16 protein-coding genes are annotated in these 22,325 nt (G+C 65.1%); 9 read left to right on the top strand and 7 right to left on the bottom strand.

Going from position 1 to position 22,325, the window contains the following annotated elements; translation table 11 throughout:
* Positions 1 to 337: 337 nt before the first annotated feature.
* Positions 338 to 3,007 (bottom strand): M1 family metallopeptidase, encoded by a 2,670-nt coding sequence (locus ASR47_RS15885; RefSeq protein WP_065308759.1) that lies wholly within the window; start codon positions 3,005 to 3,007, stop codon positions 338 to 340.
* A 212-nt stretch (positions 3,008 to 3,219) separates the two neighbouring features.
* On the opposite strand from ASR47_RS15885, the gene ASR47_RS15880 reads away from it, so the two are divergent.
* Positions 3,220 to 3,843, top strand: a complete 624-nt coding sequence (locus tag ASR47_RS15880; protein ID WP_065308758.1) for a glutathione S-transferase family protein — start codon at positions 3,220 to 3,222, stop codon at positions 3,841 to 3,843.
* Between the two features lie 183 nt (positions 3,844 to 4,026).
* Here ASR47_RS15880 and ASR47_RS15875 read toward each other — a convergent pair whose 3' ends face one another.
* The 3 genes from ASR47_RS15875 to ASR47_RS15870 are packed head-to-tail and all read right to left on the bottom strand — an operon-like array spanning position 4,027 to position 6,721.
* Complete coding sequence (locus tag ASR47_RS15875) at positions 4,027 to 6,141, bottom strand: prolyl oligopeptidase family serine peptidase (protein ID WP_171898961.1); 2,115 nt, start codon at positions 6,139 to 6,141, stop codon at positions 4,027 to 4,029.
* A gap of 26 nt (positions 6,142 to 6,167) precedes the next feature.
* On the bottom strand, positions 6,168 to 6,314 hold the full coding sequence (locus ASR47_RS27455; protein WP_171898960.1) for a hypothetical protein: 147 nt from the start codon (positions 6,312 to 6,314) through the stop codon (positions 6,168 to 6,170).
* Positions 6,315 to 6,331: 17 nt separating this feature from the next.
* A complete protein-coding gene (locus ASR47_RS15870; protein WP_065308757.1) occupies positions 6,332 to 6,721 on the bottom strand; it encodes a RidA family protein in 390 nt (129 codons plus the stop codon).
* 131 nt (positions 6,722 to 6,852) lie between these two features.
* Between ASR47_RS15870 and ASR47_RS15865 the strand changes: the two genes are divergently transcribed.
* Entirely contained in the window at positions 6,853 to 7,773 is a 921-nt protein-coding gene (locus ASR47_RS15865; RefSeq protein WP_065308756.1) for a LysR family transcriptional regulator, read from the top strand.
* Here ASR47_RS15865 and ASR47_RS15860 read toward each other — a convergent pair.
* Entirely contained in the window at positions 7,757 to 9,376 is a 1,620-nt protein-coding gene (locus ASR47_RS15860) for a CehA/McbA family metallohydrolase (protein WP_065308755.1), read from the bottom strand. The two genes, ASR47_RS15865 and ASR47_RS15860, sit on opposite strands and share 17 nt — an antisense overlap.
* Positions 9,377 to 9,697: 321 nt before the next feature.
* On the opposite strand from ASR47_RS15860, the gene ASR47_RS15855 reads away from it, so the two are divergent.
* The 7 genes from ASR47_RS15855 to ASR47_RS15825 all read left to right on the top strand — a co-directional run bounded on the left by ASR47_RS15855 (position 9,698) and on the right by ASR47_RS15825 (position 20,612).
* On the top strand, positions 9,698 to 10,990 hold the full coding sequence (locus ASR47_RS15855) for an MFS transporter (RefSeq protein ID WP_065308754.1): 1,293 nt from the start codon (positions 9,698 to 9,700) through the stop codon (positions 10,988 to 10,990).
* A gap of 10 nt (positions 10,991 to 11,000) precedes the next feature.
* On the top strand, positions 11,001 to 13,553 hold the full coding sequence (gene nirB, locus ASR47_RS15850) for a nitrite reductase large subunit NirB (RefSeq protein ID WP_065308753.1): 2,553 nt from the start codon (positions 11,001 to 11,003) through the stop codon (positions 13,551 to 13,553).
* A 3-nt stretch (positions 13,554 to 13,556) separates the two neighbouring features.
* Positions 13,557 to 13,919, top strand: a complete 363-nt coding sequence (gene nirD, locus ASR47_RS15845) for a nitrite reductase small subunit NirD (protein WP_065308752.1) — start codon at positions 13,557 to 13,559, stop codon at positions 13,917 to 13,919.
* An 8-nt stretch (positions 13,920 to 13,927) separates the two neighbouring features.
* Positions 13,928 to 15,154, top strand: a complete 1,227-nt coding sequence (locus ASR47_RS15840) for an NAD(P)/FAD-dependent oxidoreductase (RefSeq protein WP_082988980.1) — start codon at positions 13,928 to 13,930, stop codon at positions 15,152 to 15,154.
* Positions 15,155 to 15,167: 13 nt separating this feature from the next.
* Complete coding sequence (locus tag ASR47_RS15835; protein ID WP_065308750.1) at positions 15,168 to 17,855, top strand: nitrate reductase; 2,688 nt, start codon at positions 15,168 to 15,170, stop codon at positions 17,853 to 17,855.
* On the top strand, positions 17,852 to 18,454 hold the full coding sequence (cysC, locus tag ASR47_RS27095) for an adenylyl-sulfate kinase (RefSeq protein ID WP_065308919.1): 603 nt from the start codon (positions 17,852 to 17,854) through the stop codon (positions 18,452 to 18,454). The genes ASR47_RS15835 and cysC overlap by 4 nt, the downstream gene beginning before the upstream one ends.
* Positions 18,455 to 18,596: 142 nt before the next feature.
* Positions 18,597 to 20,612, top strand: coding sequence for a diguanylate cyclase domain-containing protein (locus tag ASR47_RS15825; RefSeq protein ID WP_065308749.1), 2,016 nt, complete (start codon positions 18,597 to 18,599; stop codon positions 20,610 to 20,612).
* Here the strand turns inward: ASR47_RS15825 and ASR47_RS15820 are convergent.
* Together ASR47_RS15820 and ASR47_RS15815 are read right to left on the bottom strand one after the other, a co-directional pair.
* Positions 20,609 to 21,124: a MarR family winged helix-turn-helix transcriptional regulator gene (locus tag ASR47_RS15820; protein WP_082988965.1), complete on the bottom strand. Its 516-nt coding sequence runs from the start codon at positions 21,122 to 21,124 to the stop codon at positions 20,609 to 20,611. The genes ASR47_RS15825 and ASR47_RS15820 overlap by 4 nt on opposite strands.
* Positions 21,125 to 21,438: 314 nt before the next feature.
* The gene (locus ASR47_RS15815) at positions 21,439 to 22,200 is read right to left on the bottom strand and encodes a DeoR/GlpR family DNA-binding transcription regulator (RefSeq protein ID WP_171898959.1); all 762 of its coding nucleotides are present in this window, start codon (positions 22,198 to 22,200) and stop codon (positions 21,439 to 21,441) included.
* Between the last annotated feature and the right edge of the window lie 125 nt (positions 22,201 to 22,325).

The raw sequence follows: 22,325 nt of genomic DNA, 5'->3' as shown, positions 1-22,325 counted from the left end.
AGGCTTAATGAAGTCCTAAGCCTGATTCAAGGCAGGACTGGCATAGTACACACATGGCGCACGGACACATACCCGGGCGCAAGGTTGCCGGACACCTCAATGACCGGCACGAATGTGTCGTACCGCACTACTGTACTGTCTCCCTGTTTATCCCTGCGCTCTGAAAAAGCGTTTCAACCGGCTGCCGCTCACGCGAAGCCGGTTTTTTTTGCCTGATCAAACAGCGCAGGTCAGGTTAGCGGGGCCGCCGAGGCGCTTGCGCGTAACCCGACACCATTGTTGACGCCAACTCTGTTGTCGGATTACGCGCGGCTGCGCCGCGCTAGTCCGACGATCGTTACGATTGTTTCGCCAGCCAGGTGTCAATCGCCGGCAACCGTTGTGCGCGCACCTTGATGCGGTATTGAATGTCGGCGATCGAGGTGTCGGCGTCGCCGCGCGCGGTGGCGGCCAGGTGGGCCCTGGCGTAGGCGGCGAGCTTGTCCAGCATGGCCGGATTGCCGGAGGCGGCGGCCAGGCGCGGGAAGTAGCGGCTGCGCGAGCTGGCGTCGATGCGCGCGTTGACCTGGTCGATATGGGCCAGCGCGAAGTCGAACGCCAGGTCCGGGTGCGCGTGGGAAACGCGGCTGATCATGGCCGGGCTGTTGGTCAGTCCCGGCTCGTCCGTCAGCGCCAGCGCCAGGGCGCGCCGGGCCAGGGCCGGGTCGTCGCTCGACGCCAGCAGGTCGTACAGCTGATTGCGGACCAGCGGCGTTTTTTCCGCTTGCGCTTCGGCGTGCAGCTGGTCCCAGGTGGCGCCGTCGGCATGCTGGGCCACCACGCCCAGGATGGTGCGGCGCAGCGCCGCCGGCATGGCGGACGGGTCGCTGCCGGCGGCGGCATGGCGGCGGCGCGCCTCGGCGATCACGGCCGGGTCGCCCAGATCGCTCAGGGTGCCGATCAATTGGCTGCGCAGGGTGGCCACGGTGGCCGCCTCGCCAGCGCGCGCCTGCCAGCCGGTTTGCGCCATCACCGGCGCCAGGCGCGCGATGGCCCAGTCGTCGAAACGGCGCTGGCGTGCCTGGTCGCCCGCATATTGGTCGTGCAAGTTATTCAAGGCGCCCGCCACCTTGCCCCATACTTGCGGGTCGGCCTGCAAGGGCGTCGCTTTCACCAGTTCCAGGAAATCGGCGGGGTTCTGCAGGCCGGCCATGCCCAGCGACTGGCTGTCCGACAGCAGGCCCAGCTGATCGATGGCGGGCAGGGTTGCAAAGCTTGAGGCCAGCGCGCCAGCCTGTTTCGGCGCATACAGGGTGCGGTAGTAGCCGCTCTGGCCGGCGTTGACCAGCAGCGGGCCGCAGCCGGGCACGGTCAAGCTGGTCTTGCCGTTTTGCACCAGCACGCGCGCCAGCTTGTCGCTGCCGACAGTTTGCGCGATCACCGGCACGCGCCACGACAGCGGCTTTTTCTGTTCACGGTCCTTGGTAAATTCGCCTTGGCTCAAGGTGACGCTGGTATTGCCGGCCTTGCAGACGGCTTCGCCCACGCGGATCAGGGGCACGCCAGGCTGCAAGGTGAAGTCGTGCGCGATCGCGCTGACCGGCTTGCCGGCGGCGGCGTCGACTTCGCGCCACAAGTCGTTCGAGACGGTATTGCCGTAGGCGTGCTTGCGCATGTAGCTGCGCACGGCCGTGCGCCAGGTGTCGGCGCCCACATAGGCTTCGAGCATGCGGATCACCGATTCGCCTTTCTGGTAGGTGATGGTGTCGAAGGCCTGGCTGGCCTGTTCGACCGTGGCGATGCGCTGCACCACCGGATGCGTGGTGGCCAGCGCGTCGCGGCTCATCGCGCCTTCGCGCACGCGCACGGAAGACAAGGCCGTGTTCCACTCCGGGTGCATGCGTTCGGTGGCGCGGCTTTCCATCCACGAGGCAAAGCCTTCGTTGAGCCACAGGTCGTCCCACCAGCGCATGGTGACGAGGTCGCCGAACCACTGGTGCGCCATTTCATGGGCCAGTGTGGTGTAGATGTTTTCCTTGTCGGACTGGGTCGAGATGGCCGGGTCGAGCAGCAGGCTGTATTCGAAGGTGAACACGGCGCCCCAGTTTTCCATGGCGCCGAAGAACTGGCTGCGGCCCGGTGCGGCGATATTGTCCAGTTTTGGCAGCGGATAGCGCACGCCAAAGTAATCGTTGTATTCGCGCAGCAGGGCGGCCGACTCGTCGAGCGCGAAGCGGCTTTGCGCCAGCGCGCCTTTCTTGGTGATCACGCCCACTTCGGTGCCGTCGGCCATGGCCGTGGCGCGCTCGAAGTCACCGAGGCCAAAGAACAGCAGATAGGTCGACATGCGCGGCGTGACGGCGAACGCCACGCGCTTCTTGCCATTGCCCAGCTCCGTGCTGCTGGCCACGGGCATGTTGCCGACCGCCATTTGCGTGCTGGGCACCGTGACGTCAAGCGCGAAGGTGGCCTTGTAGTCGGGTTCGTCCCACGACGGCATCACGCTGCGCGCGTCCGAGTTTTCAAACTGCGTGTACAGCGCGCGCTGGCGGCCGGCCGGGGTATCGTAGTCGAGCGAGAACAGGCCGGTGGCCTGGGTGCCGATCTTGCCGCTGTAGCTGATCGCCAGCGTGTGCTTGCCCCTGGCCAGCGGCTGGGCGAAGTGCAGGGTGGCCGTTTGCGTGGCCGCGTCGACGTCGATCCTGCTGGCCTGCTGCGTGCCGCCCGCGCCTTCGGCGGTGGCGCCCACGAAGGCCAGTTCCAGCGCATTGAGGGTCACGCTGCGCGTCGGCGCCGCCACGTCCACCGTGATCGTCACGTTGGCCGTGAAGGTGGCCGCCTGCGCGTCCGGCGTCAGCGACAGCGCATAGTGGCTGGGCGTGACGCCGCGCGGCAGCTGGGTGGTGGTGGAAAGCGCATGGCTGGCCGAAGCCTGTGGCGCCGCCGCAGGAGCGGCATGGCTGGTCAAGGACGCCAGCGCGAGGACGACGGCGGCGGCGATACGGCTGCGGGAAAGATTGCGGTGCATGAAAACCCTGTTGATAAAGAGTGTGGCGCCGGCCGGCCTTGTAAGCGGCAGGCGCAATGGAAGAGTGGCGGGTGCGCTGGCGTCGGCGTGGCGTGGTCAGCATTCCCGTCCAGCAATCTAGTTGTAAACCGGGGCAAAGTCAAACGCCGGGGGCTGCGGCGGCTGATAAGATACAAACTGTCATCAACAAGTACAACAACCAGGAGACCCCCATGAAACTGTATGTCAGCCCCCGCACGCCGAATCCGCGCCGCGTCACCATGTTCATTGCCGAAAAAGCCATCGCCGGCATCGAGGAAGTCTCGCTCGACCTGATGGCGGGCCAGCACCGCGATCCCGGTTTCCTGGAAAAAAACCCGATGGGCAGGGTGCCGGCCCTGGAGCTGCCGGACGGGCGCGTGCTGGCCGAAACGCGCGCCATCTGCACGTATCTGGAAGGCTTGCAGCCGGAACCGAACCTGATGGGCGAGGGGTTCGATGAGCGCGCCTTTATTGAAATGGCCGACCGCCGGGTGGAACTGCACCTGTTCCTGGGCGTGGCCAACTGCGTGCGCCACAGCCATCCGGCGCTGGCGGTGCTGGAAAATCCGCAGTTTCCCGACTTCGGCGCGGCGCAGGGAAGCAAGATGCGCGAGACGGCGCAGTGGCTGGACCAGCTGCTGGCGCGCCAGCCGTATGTGGCCGGCGAACGGTTTACCATCGCCGACATCACTGCGTTCTGCGCGCTGGAGTTCGCGCGCGGCCTGATGAAATACCGCCCGGGCGCGGAAGGCCTGCAGCATCTGCAAGCCTGGCGCGACCGCATCGCCGAGCGCCCCAGCGCGCAGGCAAAATAAATACATCTGTCCATTCTGGACGCGCATGTCGGATTACGCCGGCCTGGCGGCCAGCTAATCCGACCTACGGCCCCGTGAAGGCATCGTAGGTCGGGTCAGCCCGGAGGGCGTAACCCGACATCGCCACCGTTACCGCGGAAGTATCGTAGGTCAGATTGGCGGAACGCGTAATCCGGCATGGCGTTACCGTAATTGCTGCTGCAAGAAGGTATACGTCAACGCCCACATCAGCGCCTGCTGGTCGTTATTGGCGGCGCCGGCATGGCCGCCTTCCGTATTTTCCCAGTACAGCACGTCGTGGCCTTGCTCTTCCATCTTGGCCACCATCTTGCGTGCGTGGCCAGGGTGGACCCGGTCGTCGCGCGTCGAGGTGGTAAAGAACACGCGCGGATACTTTTTATCCTTGAACACGTTCTGGTAGGGCGAGTACTTGCTGATGTAGGCCCATTGCTCCGGCACGTCCGGGTCGCCATATTCGCCCATCCACGAGGCGCCCGCCAGCAGCTTGTTATAGCGGCGCATGTCGAGCAGCGGCACCTGGCTGACCACGGCGTTGAACAGGTCCGGCCGCTGCGTCAGCACGGCGCCCACCAGCAGGCCGCCATTGCTGCCGCCCATGATGCCCAGGTGGCGCGGGCTGGTCAGCTTGCGCCTGATCAGGTCCTGCGCCACCGAAATGAAGTCGTCGTAGGCTTTCTGGCGGTGTTCCTTGAGCGCCGCCTGGTGCCAGCGCGGGCCGAATTCGCCGCCGCCGCGGATATTGGCCAGCACATACACGCCACCCTGGGCGAGCCAGGCGGCGCCGGTAATGCCGCTGTAGCTGGGCTTGAGCGACACTTCAAAGCCGCCATAGCCGTACAGCACGGTCGGGTTCTTGCCGTCGTATTTGGTCTTCTTGTTCATGATGACGAAATACGGCACTTTGGTGCCATCTTTCGAGGTCGATTCGAACTGTTCCACCTTGTACGGGCTGGCGTCGAAATAGGCGGGCAGCGACTTGATCTTGGTGCGCGCGTCGCTGCCGGCCGTGGCCAGGTACAGGGTGGTGGGGGTCAGGAAGTCGGTCACCGTCAGAAAGTACTGGTCCGTATCGACCGCATCGAGCGGGCTGGCCGCCAGCGTGCCCAGCTTGGGCGCGTCGACCACGCGGCGCTGCCATGTGCCATTCACATGGCGCAGTTCCGTCAGGCGGTTTTTCACCTTGTCGAGGGTGGTCAGCAGGATGGCCGATTTGGTCGCCGATACATTGTCGAGCGAGGTGGTGGCGGTCGGCGCGAACAGCACCTCGAACGCCTGCTTGCCCTGCATGAAGGACTTGAAATCGGTCGCCAGCAGGGCGCCTTGCGAATAGGTCGTGCCGTTGACTTTCCAGTCCGAGCGCAGGGTGATCACCAGCTGGTCGCGCACGGTGAACGCCGTGGCGTCGTCCGGTTTCGGCACCTTGGCCAGGCTGTCGCCCTCGCGCAGGAACATCTCGCCGCTGTAGAAATCGATCTGGCGCTCGACAAACTGGTATTCATGGCCGGGCGTGAAATCCTTGTAGGCGCCGGCGCTCATGTCGGTGGCCTTGGCCTCGTACAGGGTCTTGGCCTGGTCCAGCGGCGTGCCGCGCTTCCATTCCTTGATGATGCGCGGATAGCCCGAACTGGTCATCGAGCCGGGGCCGAAATCGGTGGACACGAACAGGGTGTCGTCGTTGATCCAGCCGGCATTGCTTTTCGCTTCCGCCAGGGTGAAACCGTCCGTCACGAAAGCGCGCCTGGCGACGTCGTATTCGCGCACCACCTTGGCGTCGCCGCCGCCGCGCGACAGCGAAATGAGGCAGCGTTCGCCTTTCGGATACAGGCAATTGGCGCCGCCCCAGACCCAGTTCTCGTTCTCGCTGGCCGACAGCTGATCGAGGTCGATCACGGTTTCCCAGGCCGGGTCAGGCAGCTGGAACTGCGCCAGCGTGGTGCGGCGCCAGATGCCGCGCACATGCTGGGCGTCGCGCCAGAAATTATAGTAATACTCGCCTTCCTTGCTCACATACGGAATGCGCTCCTTCGAATTGAGGATGGTTTTCAGGCGCGCCTGCAGGGCCGGGAACGAAGGCTTGCCTTCCAGTTCCTTGAGGCTGACGGCATTGTGCTGGCGCACCCAGTCCATCGGTTTTTCGCCGGCGACTTCTTCCAGCCATTGCAGCGGATCGGTCGGGGGATTGGAAGCGGTGGCGGCGCCAGGCGCTTGCGCATGGGCGGCGCCCGCCGCGGCCATGCCGAGCAGCATGCTGCCGGCAAACTTGCGATAAAAAGACATGGACAGGGTTCCTTGACATTGGTCGGTTATGCCGCGTTGCTGTCAAAACGGCGCAGCCATGTTGCCATGGATTGCCAGGCGGAACCAGAGGCCACAAGTGCTTGGTCAGCAAAAACCATGCTTTTCCAATATTGTTTGCTGGAATAGACGTTGACCGCAGAATCTGCGGCCATCACCGTCGTGTTGCCGCCTACGGCAACTTCGCCACCACCTTGATCTCGAAGTCAAACCCGTACAGCCACGTCACGCCCACCGCCGTCACGGTCGGATGCGGCGCCGCGCCCCAGTAGTCGGCCTGCACGATATCCCAGATGCGCTGGAAGTTCTCTTGCGGGTCAACAATAAAGATGGTGACGTCCTGCACATCGTCGAAGGTGCAGCCGGCGGCGGCAAGGATGGCGTTCAGGTTGTCGAAGGCGCGCCGCACTTGCGCTTCGAGTCCGGGTTCGGGCGAGCCGTCTTCGCGGCTGCCGACCTGGCCGGAGACGAACAGCAGGCCGTTGGCGCGCACGGCCGGGGAATAGCGGTTCTTTTCATACAGGGCCTGGCGGCCCGGGGGGAAGATGACGTCGCGTTTCATGGGGTTTCCTTGTTTGATGCAGCAAAGCTGCTGCCTGAAGAACACTTTATCTGCCAGGTACCGACAGATAAAGTGGCTGGAATCGCCAACACTATTTGTATAATCCAAACAATCGGATTGCAAAGGCAGTTATGGACAGGTTTGATGCGATGAAGGCGTTCGTGCGGGTGGTCGAGACAGGCAGTTTCACGAAGGCGGCCGCGACGCTGGGCATGAGCCGCACCACCGTGACGCAGCTGGTGCAGCAGCTCGAAGCGCGGCTGCGCCTGAAACTGCTGAACCGCACCACGCGCAAGGTCAACGTGACGGCCGACGGCGCCGCCTATTACGAGCGCATCGTGCAGGTGCTCGATACGCTGGAAGAAATCGAAACGAGCTTGCCGCAGGCGGCCGCGCTGCCGCGTGGGCAACTGCGGATCGATGTACCCAGTCCGCTGGCCGCCATGCTGCTGGTGCCGGCGCTGCCGCGGTTTCATGCGCTGTATCCCGACATCCGGCTCGACCTGGGCGCCAGCGACCGCATGGTGGACGTGATCGCCGACAATGTCGATTGCGTGATACGCGGTGGGGAACTCGCTGACCAGTCGCTGATGGCGCGCAAGCTGGCCGATCTGCAGCTGGGCGTGTATGCGGCGCCAGCCTACCTGGAGCGGCTGGGCACGCCCTTGCATCCGCTGGACTTGCAGCACAGCGCGCACCGCATCGTGCGCTTTCGCTGGGCGCGCGGCGGCAATGGTTTTCCGTACGTGATGCAGCGCGAAGGCAAGCGCGTCAGGATCGATGGCCGGTATGTGCTGTCGATTGACGACGGCAACGCCTATCTGGCCGCCGGGGTGGCGGGGCTGGGCGTGCTGTGGCTGCCGGACTATATGGCGCGTGCGCAGGTGGCCAGGGGCGAACTGCTGCCGCTGTTCGCCGGCTGGACGGTCGAGCCGATGCCCTTGTACCTGGCTTATCCGCCGAACCGCCATGTCAGCAAGAAGCTGCGCGTGTTTATCGACTGGGTGGTCGAATTGATGGCGCAGCAGGCGAATGTCAAGGCAGCTGATTGACCCACACCGGCGCCGACCACACGAGGTTGCCGTCGTCCTGGGTCACGCGCGCATAGTAAAAATGCGCGCCTGTAGAAGGCGTCAGACTCAGGCTGGCCTGGTCCGATAGCACAGTGACGCTGCCATTGGCGCCTGGTATACCTTGAAACAGCGCTACGGCGGCGATCTGGCGCCCGCGCGCGTTGCTGAAACTGGCCGCCAGCCGCAAGGGACCGCGGTTGTCGAAACGTTCGCCCATCATCCTGCCGTTGGCGGTGAAAACCAGTTGCGCATGCTTGTCCATGGTGGCGAACACGCGCCGCGCGCGCAGCGCCTCGAACAGGCTGTCGCGCGACAGGGCGGCGTCGCGCCTGACCAGGATGGCGGTGCGGTTGCCGTAGGCGGCGCCCCAGTTGGCGCAGTGGTTGTCCTGGTTGCTGCTGAAGGCGACATGGTAGCCGGCGGCCAGCACCTGGTTGCAGGCCGCCTCGAAATTGCTGCGCCGCGTTTCCGTTTCATGCTCGTTGGTGGAAAAGGCCGAGGTGTTCATCACTTCGCACAGCACCATGGCGGCGTCGCCGTCCGGCGTGTAGCCCAGTGCCGCGCCGTCGACCAGAAACTGGCCCGAGCGCGCCGGGTGGTTGAACTGGCCCAGCCAGCCGCGCGCGCGCATCAGGGTGTACAGGCCTGCGTAATCGCCTTTCGGCGTCTCGACCTCCGCCAGCAGCTGGCCGCGGCCATTTTTCTCCCAACCCAGCAGGTGCTCGCCATTGAGGATATTCAGGTGGCCGCCCTTGTTGATCACGCCCCATTCCATGCCGTACAGGGCCAGAAAGCCGGGGTGGGCGGCGCTATAGGCGGCCGCTGTGGCCAGGCCGTCGTGGTACAGCGCGATTGCGTCAAACGGTTCGGCCGCCGCATTGGTGCCGTCGGAACCGTCATACATATGGTTGTGCTCGGAAGCGAGCAGCACGTCCAGCCCGTGTTCCTGCGCGTAGCGGTAGGCGTCCAGCGGGCCGTAAGGCGCCGATTGCGGTTCCTGCGCACCCTTGCAGTAGGCGAGCGCGGCGCCGCCGTCGCTGTGACGGGTCTGGCTGTGCAGGTTGGCGTAGACGATGCGGTAGGGCGAGTTGCTGTCGAGCGCCGGCGGCGGCGCCATCGCCATCAGGCGCGGTGCTTCTGGCGTGCTGCGCTCGACGGCGATCTGCCATTGCTGTTCCACGCGGTCGTCACCGCTGCCGGCCACCAGGCGCAGGTCATAGAGGCCTTGCGGCGCGGGCCGGCGGTTTTTGCCCAGGCCATCCCAGTGCAGGCGCACGGTGGCGCTGCCTGTGTGGAGTCGCTTGCGCCCTGACCAGACCCGCTGCAAGACACCCTGTGGGCCGGGGCCGGAGAGGATCAGGCGCCAGTCCACGGCATCCGTGTGGTCGCCTTCAGAATGATCAAACTGCACGACAAAGGTGCGCGCCTGCGTGCGGCGCTGCGCCGGCGTGGCCCGGAACGGCGCGCTGACCGTTGCTGCCAGCTCGCTATGCTCTTTCGGTTCGCCAGCCTGCGCCGGGCAGGACATCAACACCAGCACACAAGCCCGGCTTGCCGCCAGATACCACCGTCGCCCGTGCATGATTGCCTCCACAGGGATGACTTTGATAATGATTAGACAAGCTCTGCCATCTTTCGGTTCCCTGCGTGCACCACGAAGTGGCGATGCTGCACCGCGATAAACCATGATTGCGCGCAAACGGCTGTCGTTTCACCGGCTAGCCCCTTGTAACAGCTGGCACGGCGCTTGCTAAAGGATAGGGACGGATCAACGGCGATCCCCTGAACAAACAACGGTCCAACGACGGACCACCATGGACAACGGCGTCCGCTCAACTGATTTTGTGATCGGTGGGAGCGGGCGCCGTTTTTGTTTTTCTAACGGGATACTTCGGGAACCATCATGGCCAGCAAAGCTACCAGCATCACGCTCTTTTCCCTCGCCACGCCACCCATGCGCGCCTTCCACCTGACGTGGATGGCGTTCTTCGTCTGCTTTTTCGCCTGGTTCGCCTGCGCGCCGCTGATGCCCATCATCAAGGGCGAGTTCGGCCTGTCGCTGGCGCAAGTGGCCAATATCAATATCGCCGCCGTCGCCATCACCATCCTGGTGCGCCTGATCGTCGGCCCCATGTGCGACCGCTACGGTCCGCGCAAGACCTATACCGGCTTGCTGCTGCTGGGCGCGATTCCCGTGCTGGGCGTGGCCGCTTCGCAAAGCTACGAGAGCTTTCTGTTCTTCCGCCTCGGTATCGGCGCGGTCGGCGCCAGCTTCGTGATTACCCAGTACCACACCTCGGTGATGTTCGCGCCGCGCGTGGTCGGCACGGCCAATGCGGCCGCCGCCGGCTGGGGCAATGCGGGCGGCGGCGCGGCGCAGGCGCTGATGCCGCTGCTGCTGGGCGCGCTGGTGATGCTGGGCGTGTCCGAGTCGCTGGGCTGGCGCGTGGCCCTGCTGGTGCCTGGCGTGCTGATGCTGGTGATGGCGGCCCTGTACTGGCGCTTTACGCAGGACTGCCCGCAAGGCAATTATTCCGACATGCGCAAGGCCGGCATCGCCATCGAAGGCGGAAAAAAGGGTGGCTGGGCCAGCTTCAAGGCGGCGAGCAGCAACTACCGTGTATGGCTGCTGTTCGTCACCTACGGTGCCTGCTTCGGCATCGAGATCTTTATCCACAATATTGCCGCCGTCTACTACGTCGACCATTTCGGCCTGTCTTTGAAATCCGCCGGCCTGGCCGCCGGCAGCTTCGGTCTGCTGGCCCTGTTTGCCCGCGCCCTCGGTGGCTGGATGTCCGACAAGCTGGCGCTGCGCGGCAACCTCAATAGCCGCGTCACCCTGCTGTTCATGCTGATGATCGGCGAAGGCGTGGGCCTGCTGTGGTTTGCCAAGGTCGACAGCGTCACCTGGGCCGTGATCGCCATGCTGGTGTTTGGCCTGTTCACCCATATGGCTTGCGGCGCGACGTATGCATTGGTGCCATTTATCGACAGCAAGGCACTGGGCGGCGTGGCCGGCATTATCGGCGCCGGCGGCAATGTCGGTGCGGTGGCGGCCGGGTTCCTGATGAAGGGCACCGGCGATATCCGCCAGACATTGATCATTTTGAGCGTGCTGGTGGTGGTGTCGGCGCTGTGTGCCATCGCCGTGCGTTTTACCAGTAGCGCGGCCGAATCGAAGATGGCTGCGGCCTGAGGAGAATAGCATGAGCAATCCCCTGAAAATCGTCGTCCTGGGCCATGGCATGGTCGGGCATAAATTCCTCGAACGGCTGGCGCTGGAAAACAACACGCGCCTGTCGGTCACCGTGCTATGCGAAGAGCCGCGCCCTGCGTACGATCGCGTGCACCTGTCCGAGTTTTTCAGTGGCAAATCGGCGGAAGAGCTGTCGCTGGTGGCGCCCGGCTTTTTCGACCAGGGCAATGTGGTGCTGAAACTCAATGCCCGCGCCATCGCGGTCGACCGTGCGGCAAAAACCGTCACCGTCAGCAGCGGCGAGATCCTGGCCTACGACAAGCTGGTGTTCGCCACCGGCTCGACGCCGTTCGTGCCGCCGCTGCCGGGCAAGGAGCGCGATGGCTGCTTCGTCTACCGCACCATCGAAGACCTGGAAGCCATGCTGGCCTGGGGCGACAAATCGAAAACCGGCGTGGTGATCGGCGGCGGGCTGCTGGGCCTGGAATGCGCTAAAGCGCTGCGCGACCTGAAACTCGACACCCACGTGGTGGAGTTCGCGCCGCGCCTGATGGCGGTGCAGGTCGACGAAGGCGGCGCGCGCGTGTTGCGCCGCAAGATCGAAGAGCTGGGCGTCACCGTCCACACGCAAAAGAACACCCTGGCCATCGTCGACGGCGAACACGCCACGCACCGCATGCAGTTTGCCGACGGCAGCCACCTGGAAGCGGACATGATCGTGTTCTCGGCCGGCATCCGTCCGCGCGACGAACTGGCGCGCGCCTGCGGCCTGGAAGTGGGGCCGCGCGGCGGCATCGCCATCGACGACAGCTGCGTTACTTCCGACCCCGACATCTACGCCATCGGCGAGTGCGCGCTGTGGGGCGGGCTGATCTTCGGCCTGGTGGCGCCCGGCTACGAAATGGCCCGCATCGCGGCGCGCCATCTGCTGCAGGAAGAGGGCGAGGCGTCGTTCAAGGGCGCCGACATGAGCACCAAATTGAAGCTGATGGGCGTGGACGTGGCCAGCCTGGGCGACCCGCACGGCAATGCGCCGGGCAGCCGCTCCTACCAGTTCATGGACGAGCGCAAGCAGATCTACAAGAAGATCGTCGTCTCGGACTGCGGCAAATACCTGCTCGGCGGCGTGATGGTGGGCGACGCCAGCGAATACGGCACCTTGCTGCAGATGATGCTCAACAAGATCGAGCTGCCTGAGTCACCGGAATTTTTGATCCTGCCGCAGGCCGACGGCCAGCAAAAGGCCGGCCTGGGGGTGGACGCCTTGCCCGATGGCGCGCAGATCTGCTCGTGCAACGATGTGTCGAAAGGCGCGCTGTGCGCGGCGGTGGCCGACGGCGCCACCACCATAGCCGCATTGAAAAGCTGCACGAAAGCGGGCACGGCGTGCGGCGGCTGCGTGCCGCTGGTGACGCAAATCATGAAGGCCGAAATGAAGAAGCAGGGCATGGCGGTCAACAACCATGTCTGCGAACACTTTGCCTATACGCGCCAGGAGCTGCACCACCTGGTGCGGGTCGGCAAGATCCGCAGCTTCGGCGAGCTGCTGGCGGCGCACGGCCATGGCCTCGGTTGCGACGTGTGCAAGCCGCTGGCGGCCAATATCCTGGCCTCCTGCTGGAACGATTTCGTATTGACGCCCGTGCATGCCAGCCTGCAGGACAGCAACGATTATTTTCTCGGCAATATCCAGAAGGACGGCACCTACTCGGTGGTGCCGCGCATGGCCGGCGGCGAAGTGACGGCCGACGGCCTGATCGCGGTCGGCACGGTGGCGAAAAAATACGGCCTGTACACCAAGATCACGGGCGGCCAGCGGGTCGACCTGTTCGGCGCGCGCGTCGATCAGCTGCCGGCGATCTGGGAAGAGCTGATCGCGGCCGGGTTCGAATCGGGCCACGCCTACGGCAAGTCGCTGCGCACCGTCAAATCGTGCGTCGGTTCGACCTGGTGCCGCTACGGCGTGGCCGACAGCGTGGGCTTTGCGATTGCACTGGAAAACCGCTACAAGGGCTTGCGCACGCCGCACAAGATCAAGTTTGGCGTGTCCGGCTGCACCCGCGAATGCGCCGAGGCGCAAGGCAAGGACATCGGCCTGATCGCCACCGAAAAAGGCTGGAATCTGTACGTGTGCGGCAATGGCGGCATGAAGCCGCGCCACGCCGAACTGATCGCCTCCGATCTCGACGAAGCCACGCTGGTGCGCTATGTCGACCGCTTCCTGATGTTCTATGTACGCACGGCCGACCGCCTGCAGCGCACCAGCGTGTGGCGCGACAACCTCGAAGGCGGCCTCGATTACCTGAAACGCGTGATCATCGACGACAGCCTGGGCCTGGCGCTTGAGCTGGAAGCGGACATGCAGCACGTGGTCGACACCTATGCGTGCGAGTGGAAGATGGCCGTCAACGACCCGGCCGTGCGCCAGCGTTTCCGCCATTTCGTCAACAGTGACAAGCACGATGAAAACGTGGTGTTTGTCGAAGAGCGCGGCCAGATCCGTCCCGCCACCGAACTCGAACGCCGCAGTACCGTGATCCCCATCCTTGCCGTGGAGGCTTGAGCCATGAACGCGATTAACGAACTTTCCGGCGTTACCGCCGACAACTGGATGGCCATCTGCCAGCTCGACGATATCGTGCCCGATACCGGCGTCTGCGCGCTGTTGAACGGCCGGCATGTGGCCGTGTTCCGCGTCGGCGACACCAGCCCGCAGATCTTCGCCATCGACAATGTCGATCCGAACGCGGGCGCTTCGGTGCTGTCGCGCGGCCTGGTCGGCAGCCTGGGGGAGCGCATCGTGGTCGCCTCGCCGATCTACAAGCAGCATTTCGACCTGCGCTCGGGCGAGTGCATCGAAGCGCCCGAGCATTCGGTGGCCGCCTGGCCGACGCGCGTCTTCGGCGGCATGGTGTGGGTGGCGCTGTGAATGCCGCCGTGGCCCCCGCAGCGCGGCCATCGCTGGTGGTGGTTGGCAACGGCATGGCCGGCATGCGCACGGTGGAGGAATTGCTGAAACTCGCCCCGGACCTGTACGACATCACCGTCTTCGGCGCCGAGCCGCATGGCAATTACAACCGCATTCTGCTGTCCCCGGTGCTGGCCGGCGAAAAGACGGTTGACGACATCATGCTGCACACGCGCGAGTGGTACGCGCAGCACGGCATCACCCTGCACGCCGGCGACCCGGTGGTGCGCATCGACCGCAAGGCGCGCAGGGTGGAATCATTGTCCGGCCTCAAGGCAAGCTACGACCGCCTGCTGCTGGCGACCGGCTCGACGCCCTTTATCGTGCCGGTGCCGGGCCACGAACTGCCCGGTGTGATCGGCTTTCGCGATATCGACGACGTCGACACCATGCTGCGCGCGGCGCGCGAGCACCGCCACGCGGTGGTGATCGGCGGCGGCCTGCTGGGGCTGGAAGCGGCCAATGGCCTGCAGCGCCAGGGCATGGACGTAACCGTGGTGCACATGAGTGGCAGCCTGATGAACCAGCAGCTCGACGCACCCGCCTCGATGCTGCTGAAAACGGCGCTCGAAGCGCGCGGCCTGCGGTTCCTGATGCAGGCGCAGACGGCCGAAATCCTTGGTACTGACCGCGTGCAGGGCGTGCGCTTTGCCGATGGAACGTCGATTCCGGCCGACCTGGTGGTGATGACGGCCGGTGTGCGGCCCAATATCGCGCTGGCGAAAGAGGCCGGCCTGCACTGCGAGCGCGCCATTGTCGTCGACGACTGCCTGCAAAGCTATGATCCGCGCGTGTATGCCGTCGGTGAATGCGTGCAGCACCGCCGCGCCACCTTCGGCCTGGTGGCGCCGATCTGGGAACAGGCGCGCGTGTGCGGCGCCCACCTGGCCGGCGCCGGCCACCGGCGCTATGTGCAGCAGGCCAGCGCGACGAAACTGAAAGTGACGGGCATCGACCTGTATTCGGCCGGCGATATCATCGGCGGCGAGGGCAGCGAGGACCTGGTGCTGCGCGACCCGCGCCGCGGCGTCTACAAGCGCCTGGTGGTGCAGGGCAATCGCCTGGCCGGCGCCGTGCTGTATGGCGAGGTGCAGGACGGCCCGTGGTATTTCGACCTGATACAGAAGCGCAGCGACATCAGCCGCCTGCGTTCGCACCTTTTGTTTGGCCAGGCCTTGTGCGACCTGGCCGCCTGACCGGAAAGCTCCCATGACGACCTGCACGCCCGTGAAAACCACCTGCCCTTATTGCGGCGTCGGCTGCGGTGTCGAAGCGACGCGCCTGCCCGACGGCGCCATCCGCATCGCCGGCGATGCCAAGCATCCGGCCAACCTGGGCCGCCTGTGCGTGAAAGGCTCGGCCCTGGGCGACACGGTCGGTCTCGACCAGCGCCTGCTGACCCCGCAGGTGCGCCAGGACGGCGCGCTGGCCCGCGTGTCCTGGGATGCCGCGCTCGACAAGGTCGCCGGCGGCCTGCGCGCCATCGTCGACGAACATGGTCCTGATGCGGTGGCGCTGTATGTCTCGGGCCAGCTGCTGACGGAAGACTATTACATCGCCAACAAGCTGATGAAAGGCTATGTCGGCAGCGCCAATATCGACACCAATTCGCGCCTGTGCATGTCGTCGGCGGTGGCCGGCCACAAGCGCGCCTTCGGCGAAGACATCGTGCCGGGCTGCTACGAGGACCTGGAACTGGCCGACATGGTGGTGCTGGTCGGCTCGAACACGGCCTGGTGCCACCCTATCCTGTTCCAGCGCATCGCGCGCCTCAAGGAAAGCCGGCCGGATATGAAACTGGTGGTGATCGACCCGCGCCGCACCGCCACCTGCGAGCTGGCCGACCTGCACCTTCCCGTCAAACCGGGCACCGACGTGTGGCTGTTCAACGGCCTGCTGTGCCATCTCGCCAGCGAGGGCCTGATCGCCGATGATTTCGTCACGCGGCACAGCGCAGGTCTCGACGAAGCGCTGGCCGCCGCCCATGTCGACTGCGCCGACCCGCTGCAGGTGGCCAGAATCTGCAAGGTCGACCCGCAGGCGCTGCTTGGCTTTTACCGCGATTTCGCCGCCACGCGCAAGGTCGTCACGGCCTTTTCGCAGGGTGTGAACCAGTCGTCGAGCGGCACCGACAAGGTCAACAGCATCATCAACTGCCACCTGGCGACGGGGCGCATCGGCCAGCCCGGCATGGGGCCTTTCTCGCTGACGGGCCAGCCCAACGCCATGGGCGGGCGCGAAGTGGGCGGACTGGCCAACATGCTGGCGGCCCACCTGGACCTCGACAAACCGGCGCATCGCGAAGCGGTGCAGACGTTCTGGGATGCGCCACGCATCGCCAGCAAACCGGGCCTGAAAGCGGTCGACCTGTTCAGCGCCATCGAGGCGGGCACGGTCAAAGCCGTGTGGATCATCGCCACCAATCCGCTGGTCAGCATGCCCGACGCCGACCAGGTACGCCGTGCGCTGGACAAATGCGAACTGGTGGTGGTGTCGGACATCAGCGCGCAGGCCGATACCAATGCGTATGCCGACGTGCTGCTGCCGGCGCTGGGCTGGGGCGAAAAGGACGGCACGGTGACCAATTCCGAGCGCCGCATCTCGCGCCAGCGCGCCTTTCTGCCGGCCCCCGGCGAGGCGCGCGCCGACTGGCGCGTGCTGTGCGAGGTGGCCAAGCGCATGGGTTATGACGGTTTTGATTTCACCACGCCGCAGGCGATTTTCGACGAACATGCGCGCTTGTCCGCCTTTCGCAACGCGGGCGAGACGGCGCGGCTGTTCAACCTGTCGCACCTGGTGGCGCTGGATGCGGTGCAGTACGAGGCGCTGGCGCCGCAGCAATGGCCGCAAGACCAGCCGCGCCTGTTCGGCGACGGCCGCTTTGCCCATGCCGACGGGCGCGCGCGCTTCATTGCCACCGCGCCGCGCACGCCGCACAACTTGCCGGACGAGGATTTTCCGCTGGTGCTCAATACTGGCAGGGTGCGCGACCAGTGGCACACCATGACGCGCACCGGCAAGGCGGCGAAACTGTCGGGCCATATCGCCGAATCGTTCATCGACATCCACCCGCAGGACGCGCTGCTGTACAGCGTGCGCGAAGGCGAGCTGGCGCGCATTTCCAGCCGCTGGGGCGCGATGGTGGCGCGCGTGGTGCATGGCGGCGGCATCGCGCGCGGCCAGGTGTTCGTGCCGATCCACTGGAGCGACGCCAATGCGTCCGACGCGCGGGTGGGCGCCGTGGTCAACCCGGTGGTCGACCCGGTCTCGGGCGAACCGGAATTCAAGCATACGCCGATCCGCATCGAACAGTTCCGCGTGCACTGGCATGCGTTCGTCCTGAGCCGCACGCCGTTGCCACTCGACGGCGTGGCGCACTGGACGCGGGTGCAGGGCGAGCAGTTCCTGCGCTACGAGCTGGCCGGGCGCAACCGCATCGACGACCTGGCCGGCTGGGCGCGTGGTCAGTTGGGAGTGACCGACGTCGACGCCGACTGGCTCGATTATGCCGACGCCAGCGCTGGCGTGTATCGCGCGGTGCACCTGACCGATGGGCGCATCGCGCAATGCGTGTATGTGTCGCCACGGCCGGACCTGCCGTCGCGCGCCTGGCTGGCTGGCCTGTTCGCGCACGAACAGCTCGACGCCGCGGACCGTGCCGGCGTGCTGCTGGGTCAGCCGATTACCAAAGGCATGGACGCCGGTCCCACCGTGTGCTCGTGCTTTGGCGTCGGCCGCAACACGATCTGCGACGCCATCCGCAAGGACAATTTGACCACCACCGCGCAGGTGACCGCTTGCGTCAAGGCGGGTGGCAATTGCGGCTCCTGCGTGCCGGAGATACGCCAGCTGATTGCGGTGGTGGCGGCCGAAGCGCTGGCCGAGCGCGCGGCATAGGCTGTCTTTTTTGCCGCCGCTTTGTTATATTTCCTGTCACCACAGGAGAGCAGATGAAGCAAGCACAAAGCAGGGCGGCCACGGTCTGGCTGACGGGATTGAGCGGCGCCGGCAAGAGCAGCATTGCCGAGGCGCTGGCGCGGCGCCTGCAGGCAGACGGCCGCCCGGTCGCGGTGCTCGATGGCGACCTGCTGCGCCATGGCCTGAACCGCGATCTCGGTTTTACGCCCGAAGACCGGCGTGAAAACATCCGCCGCACGGCCGAAGTGGCGCGGCTGATGAACGCGGCGGGATTGAGCGTGATCGCCGCCCTGATTTCACCGCACCGCGCCGACCGCGCCATGGCCGCCACGATTATCGGCGACACGCACTTTATTGAGGTCCATGTCAGCACGCAGCTGGCGGTGTGCGAGGCACGCGACCCCAAGGGCCTGTATGCGCGCGCCCGCGCCGGGCAGATTGCGCAATTCACGGGCGTCTGCGCCCCCTACGAAGCGCCGCTGGCGCCGGCCATGACGCTCGATACCCAGCACCAGGCGCTGGAGGACTCGGCCGGACAGTTGTACCGCCGCCTGCTGGTGCATGCCACCCTGTTGTAAGTGCGCCCGTGTTGCGCATAAGCATGGACAATTTGGTATCATATCGTAAAGCAACATCATGTTTTGCCTGCCGGCGCACGCGCCAGGACTGGCGACGACGATAGCAGGGGCGCAGCGCCAGTAAGTCCCGACCCCTGATTCCATGAGAACGAGACTACGCAAGAGCATCAGCACAAGCCTGCCCGCCAGCCTGAAGGCGCGCATGAGTGTGGTCGTCTTCCTGCTGGTGCTGGGCGCTGTGGCGCTGCTGGCGCTGGCGACCCTGGCCGTGGCCGAACGCGACATGCGCGGCGTGACGAGCCAGCAGCAATATGCGTCGCTGGCCAGCGCCGCCGTGTTCATCGACGAAGAAATGGCCGCCAGGCGCAATGTGCTGCGCGTGATGGCCGACAGCATCGCCGCGCAGGATGTGGCGGGCAGGGCCGGGCTGCAGCGTTTCCTGGCCGCCCAGACGGTGCTGGGCAAGGAGTTTTTCACGGCCGGCGTGATCGATGTCGACGGCAGCGTGCTGGCCAGCATCGGTTCCGTCCGGCCGCCGCCTGGGGCCAGCGTCAGGGAGCGCGCATATTTCACGCAGACCCTGGCGCTGAAACGCTCGGTGATTTCCGAGCCGCTGCAAGGCAATATCTCCGGCATGCCGCTGGTGGTCGTCACCGAACCCGTATTTGACGCGCGCGGCCAGGTGCGCCTGGTGCTGGCGGCCAGCGTCAATCTGCGCCAGCCCGATTTTCTCGGGCGCCTCGACACCCTCAAGCCGGGACCGGGCGGCCATCTGTATGTCATGACAGAGCAGGGCATCGTCATCGAACATCCCGACAAGTCGCTGATCATGCAGCATATCGGCGCCCTGTGCCCGCCCAGCGTGCCCACGCGCAGCGCCATGCAGGGCTTCCAGGGTTCGATGGCGGGCAAGACCAGCAATGGCGACGAGGCCCTGTTTGCCTACCGCCGCCTCGCCAGCACCGGCTGGATACTGGCCTCGGTCTACCCCACGCGCGATGCTTTTGCGCCGCTGCGCGCCATCCGCAGCAAGATCTTGCTGGCGGCGCTGGTGCTGGCGGCGCTGGCCGGCCTGGCCGGCTGGCGCGTGGTGCTGCGCCTGCTGCAGCCGCTCGAACGGCTGCGCAGCCAGGTGCACCAGATCCGCCGCCACCGTCTCGGCATCGACGCGCTGCAGATCGAACGGCGCGACGAGATCGGCGATTTGAGCCGCGATTTCTACACCCTGGTGGCCGAGCGCGAGCTGGCCGAGACGCAGACGCGCGACAGCGAGCGCCGGCTGAAGCTGCTGACCGATCACGTGCCGGTGGTGATCGTGTATATCGACCGCGAGCACCGCTACCAGTTCATCAACGCCACATTTGAAAAATGGTTCGGCGTGTCGGCCAGGGAGGGCATGATGCGTTCGATCAGCGAGGTGCTCGGTGAAGCGGCTTACCAGATGCGCGAGCAGTATCTGCGGCGCGCGTTTGCGGGCGAGGAGGTGGAGTATGAGTTCACGTTCGATGACCACGGTTCCGGCATCGGCGGCAATGGCCGCGCCTTCCAGACCAGCTATGTGCCCGACGTCGATGACCATGGCGTGGTGATCGGCGTATATGGCCTGATCCATGAAATCACCAAGGTCAAGGCGGCGCACTCGGCGCTGCAGTTCGCCGCCGCCACTGATACCTTGACGGGCATCGCCAACCGGCGCCGTTTCGACGAACACATGGCGCAATGCCTGGCGCGTACGCAGGCAACAGGCGCGCCGATGGCCTTGGCCTACCTCGACATCGACCGCTTCAAGGCCATCAATGACAGCCTGGGCCACCAGGCAGGGGACGAAGTGTTGAAAGAGTTTGCCCAGCGCCTGCAGCAATGCGTGCGCGCCAGCGACCTGGTGGCGCGCCTGGCGGGCGATGAGTTCGTGATCGTTTTCGAGGGCGTGAAAAATGCGGCCGAGCTGCGCCAGATCGGCGCCAAGATCGTGGCCGCCATCCGCGCACCGTTTGTGCTGGCCAGCGGACCGTTGAGCGCGACCACCAGCATCGGCATTGCCATCAGCGGCGCGGCGGCGCTGACGCCCGAACAGCTGCTGGACCTGGCGGACCAGGCGCTGTACCAGGCCAAGGACGCCGGCCGCGACGGCGTGGCGCTGGTGGGCGGCGAGGCTTAGTTCAGCGGCTCGCTTTTGAGCTGGTGCGTGCGCGCCACTTCCTTCATCGCCACCAGCAGGTTTTCGCGCAATTGCGGCGGCAGCTGGCCGAAGAATTCCTCGTCGTTCTGGTCGGCCATGCCGGCCAGCACCGGCACCAGCGCTTCGCCTTCGGTGGTCAGCTCGATCGAATGCTGGCGGCGGTCGGCCAGCAGGATCGACTTGCTGACCATGCCCTTGCCTTCCAGGCGGTCGATCAGTTTCGACACGGCGCCCTTGCTCATGCCGGCCACCTGCGCCAGCACGGTGGGCGAAGTGCAGCCGAGGCGGAACATCTCGCGCAGCACTACCCATTCGGACACCGTCACGCCATTGGCTTCGGCTTTTTTCTGGAAGCTGTGCGAGACATGGTTGGAGACAAAGCGCAACCAGTAGCCGAGGTGGGCTTCGAGCTCGCTGACGCTGGCGGCATTGGCGGCGTTGGTGGCACTTGCAGGGGGCGGCATGGTGGCCGCTTCGACATTGTGATTCATCTTGTTTCCTTCACTGGGCAGCATGGGGCAGGGTCGGGGCGCTTGCGGTCGAGTGCATGGTTGTCGGTATGTGCAAGGAAAGCGGCGCTCTTCCTGCCGGCGCTGCCCCACCAGTTTTTCATCCTTCCGCACCGTCGCGACCAGTCATGCCATGCATGCAATGGTGTTGCCAGAGAGGAAGATTAAAAAACCAACTCTTGTTGCCGCAATGGTAACAGGAATCTTTTTGGTTTTGCTAACTATTTCACCGTGTTAAGTGAGATCGTCCACACATGGCGGCAATGCGCCGCCACCCTTCCCCTCAGTGGTGAAACTCAGGCGGCCACCACCAGCTTGACGGCGGCGTCGCGCAAGACCTGGGCAAACCGGGCCGGCGGCGGCGCATCGGTAAACAGCATGTCGACCTGGGCCAGGTCGGCCAGGCGCACCAGGGCCTTGCGGCCGAACTTGTGCTGGTCGGCCACCAGCCACACTTCACGCGACTGCTCGATGATGGCCTGCGCCACCTTGACCTCGCGCGCATCGAAGTCGCGCAGACTGCCGTCCTCGTCGATGCTGGAAATGCCGATGATGCCGATATCGACCTTGAACTGGCGGATGAAGTCGATGGTGGCCTCGCCGACGATGCCGCGGTCGCGCCCGCGCACCACGCCGCCGGCCACGATCACTTCGCAGCCGGGGTTGTCGGCCAGGATGGCGGCCACGTTCAGGTTGTTGGTCACCACGTGCAAGCCCGTGTGCTGGCCCAGCGCGCGCGCCACTTCCTCGGTGGTGGTGCCGATATTGATCAGCAGCGAACAGCCATGCGGCACCTGCAATGCGACGGCGGCGGCGATGCGCCGCTTCGCTTCGCTGTTGAGCACCTGGCGCTGGCTGTAATCGATGTTCTCCACCGACGAGGGCAGGCCGACGCCGCCATGGTAGCGCGCCAGCAGCCGCGCTTCCTCCATCTGCTTGACATCGCGGCGCACGGTTTGCGGCGTCACTTTCAATTGCTGGGCCAATTCTTCGACCGAAACGGTCAGGTGCTGGCGCACGGCGTCGAGCAGGCTGCGCTGTCGGGGATTGAGGATCATGATGCATTCTTTCTTATAATCGAACAGAAACGAACAAATAGTAATGAAAATATGTTGCCATGAGTTCGTATTCTGGCGTAATCTTATTCATCTGGCATACGAATTATATCTTTATTGATCACAAC

It is taken from the genome of Janthinobacterium psychrotolerans, from assembly GCF_001677885.1.
In the GTDB taxonomy this organism is placed as follows: domain Bacteria; phylum Pseudomonadota; class Gammaproteobacteria; order Burkholderiales; family Burkholderiaceae_D; genus Janthinobacterium; species Janthinobacterium psychrotolerans.
Note: the sequence above shows the minus strand (reverse complement) of the source record. Positions and strands in the feature narration are given on the sequence as shown.